Annotated in this window: 1 protein-coding gene and 1 pseudogene; both read left to right on the forward strand. The window is 75.0% G+C overall.

Annotated features, from left to right (window positions below):
- Positions 1-413: 413 nt before the first annotated feature.
- Complete coding sequence (gene purD, locus AC51EU_RS29445) at positions 414-1676, forward strand: phosphoribosylamine--glycine ligase (protein WP_496270146.1); 1263 nt, start codon at positions 414-416, stop codon at positions 1674-1676.
- A 423-nt stretch (positions 1677-2099) separates the two neighbouring features.
- Positions 2100-2573: pseudogene (locus AC51EU_RS29450) on the forward strand (hypothetical protein); the annotation flags it as partial.

A 2573-nucleotide genomic window follows, 5' to 3' on the forward strand; every position in this document is an offset into this window, starting at 1 on the left:
CACCGCCCGCGGCCCTGCTCCCGCTCGCGCCCGCCTTCCTCCCGAGGGGGCCCCTCGGGCTGCATCTCCGGCTGACTCACCCGTGCTGCGCTCCTCCGTACGGATACCTGCGGCCGCGCGTGACGTACAAGACGGCCGATACGCGCAATACCAGCCCCTTCCTACCGCCGAACGGCTGTCCTTGTGCGCAAGATCGAAGTATTCCCGCCGGGAAAAGCAACCGGACCCGGTAGCCGGGACGTCCCGCGCCTCACCCGAAAGAGTCGGCGGTCGCGGCAACGGCGGTTTCCGGCCGCCCGGCGCACACCGTACGACCGGGCCCCGGCGCCGCGCACCCCGCCCGCCCGTGCCGCACACCCGCGCCCCCAGGGGCGCCGATCCGCTCCCGTGGGCCGGACGACTAGGCTGCCCCTGTGAAGGTCCTCGTCATCGGCGGCGGCGCCCGCGAACATGCCCTGTGCCGCTCTCTTTCCCTCGACCCCGACGTCACCGCGCTGCACTGCGCTCCCGGCAACGCCGGCATCGCCGAGGTGGCCGAATTGCACCGGGTGGACGCGCTCGACGGTGCCGCCGTCGCCGACCTGGCCGGCCGCCTGGAGGCCGACCTCGTCGTCGTCGGCCCCGAGGCACCCCTGGTGGCGGGCGTCGCGGACGCCGTGCGCGAGCGCGGCATCCCGGTCTTCGGCCCCTCGGCCGAGGCCGCCCGGCTGGAGGGCTCCAAGGCGTTCGCCAAGGACGTGATGGCCTCCGCCAACGTCCCCACCGCCCGCAGCTATGTCTGCGCCACCCCCGCCGAGATCGACGCCGCCCTGGACGCCTTCGGCGCCCCGTACGTCGTCAAGGACGACGGGCTGGCCGCCGGCAAGGGCGTCGTCGTCACCGAGGACGCCGAGGTGGCCCGCGCCCACGCGCTGGCCTGCGAACGCGTCGTCATCGAGGAGTTCCTCGACGGCCCCGAGGTCTCCCTCTTCGCCGTCACCGACGGCGAGAGTGTCGTCCCGCTCCAGCCCGCCCAGGACTTCAAGCGCGCCCTCGACGACGACCAGGGCCCCAACACCGGCGGCATGGGCGCGTACAGCCCGCTGCCGTGGGCCGACCCGAAGCTGGTCGACGAGGTGCTGGCCACCGTCCTCCAGCCCACCGTCGACGAGCTGCGCCGCCGCGGCACCCCCTTCTCCGGGCTGCTCTACGCCGGGCTCGCGATCACCTCGCGCGGCGTCCGCGTGATCGAGTTCAACGCGCGCTTCGGCGACCCGGAGACCCAGGTCGTCCTCGCCCGCCTCAAGACCCCGCTCGCCGGCCTGCTGCACGCCGCCGCCACCGGCACCCTCGCCGACATCCCGCCGCTGCGCTGGAACGACGGCGCCGCCGTCACCGTCGTCATCGCCTCCCACAACTACCCCGGTACCCCGCGCACGGGTGACCCGATCGAGGGCCTGGCGGACGTCGCCGAGCAGGACGCGCCCGCCGCGTACGTCCTGCACGCCGGGACGAAGCGGGACGCGTCGGGCGCGGTGCTGAGCGCGGGCGGCCGCGTGCTGTCCGTCACCGCCACCGGCGCCGACCTCACCACCGCCCGCGACCGCGCCTACCGGGCCGTGGGCCGGATCTCGCTGGACGGCTCCCAGCACCGCACGGACATCGCGGCGAAGGCCGCGGCGGACGCGACGGCGTAACGGGCGCACATTTTTTCCCGGCCCCGGCGGCCTCTCGCGTCACCCGTGAGAGACCACCGGGGCCGTGTGTTGGAGGGGGCCCTGGGGGCAGGGGTGGTGCGCCCCGGCCTGCGCCGCAGCGGTTCCCACGCCTGCCCAAAGCCATTCCATCGGGTGACCGCCACGACTAATTGCTGACGGGAGCCGCACCCCCAACTAGGGTGCCGCGCAAGCGTCCTGTGGTCACCGCTGCGCAGCGCGTGCACGGCGGCCCGGTGACGTCCGGCAACTGGCTCACCGGCATTGCGATGTCAGTGGCCGGTGCCACAGTGGTGGGGGAGCGGGCGAAACCGGCCGAGCGCGGGCGCTCGGAACGTCCCGTTCGCTCCCGTCCCGTGATCTCTCCGTCCTTCTCCACCAGGACAGCAGGGGGTGTGCAGGCTCGTGGCAGGTCAGGAAAAGGGCGTTCCCACAGCGCGGTCCTGCGCCCTGGCCGTACTGCGCGTGCGCGGCGGCGCACTGGCCGTGGCGCTGCTTCCCGCCGCCGCGGCCGTGGTGCTGCTCGTCGGCGGCGCCACCGGACATCTGGGGAGCCCGGACGCGGCGGCCGGCTCCGGCTGGGGCATCGCACGCCGCGCCACGGTCGTCCTCGCCGTCGTCACCTTGCTGCTCGCGGCCCTGGTCACGGCCGTGATCGGCGGGGCGCGCCCGGCGCTCAGCCCGTCCGTGGCGGTCACCGAGCAGTCCGCCCCCGACCTCTACCGCCTCGTCCGCGAACTCGCCGACCGCCTCGGCGTGCCCGCCCCCTCCGCCATAGCCCTCACCCCGGACTGCGACAGCTGGCTGGAGGACCGCACCCACCGCGCGCACGGCCCGCCCCGGCGCGCGCTCCGGCGCGGCCATCGGCTGCGCGCCGTG

The organism is Candidatus Streptomyces philanthi, assembly GCF_059553635.1.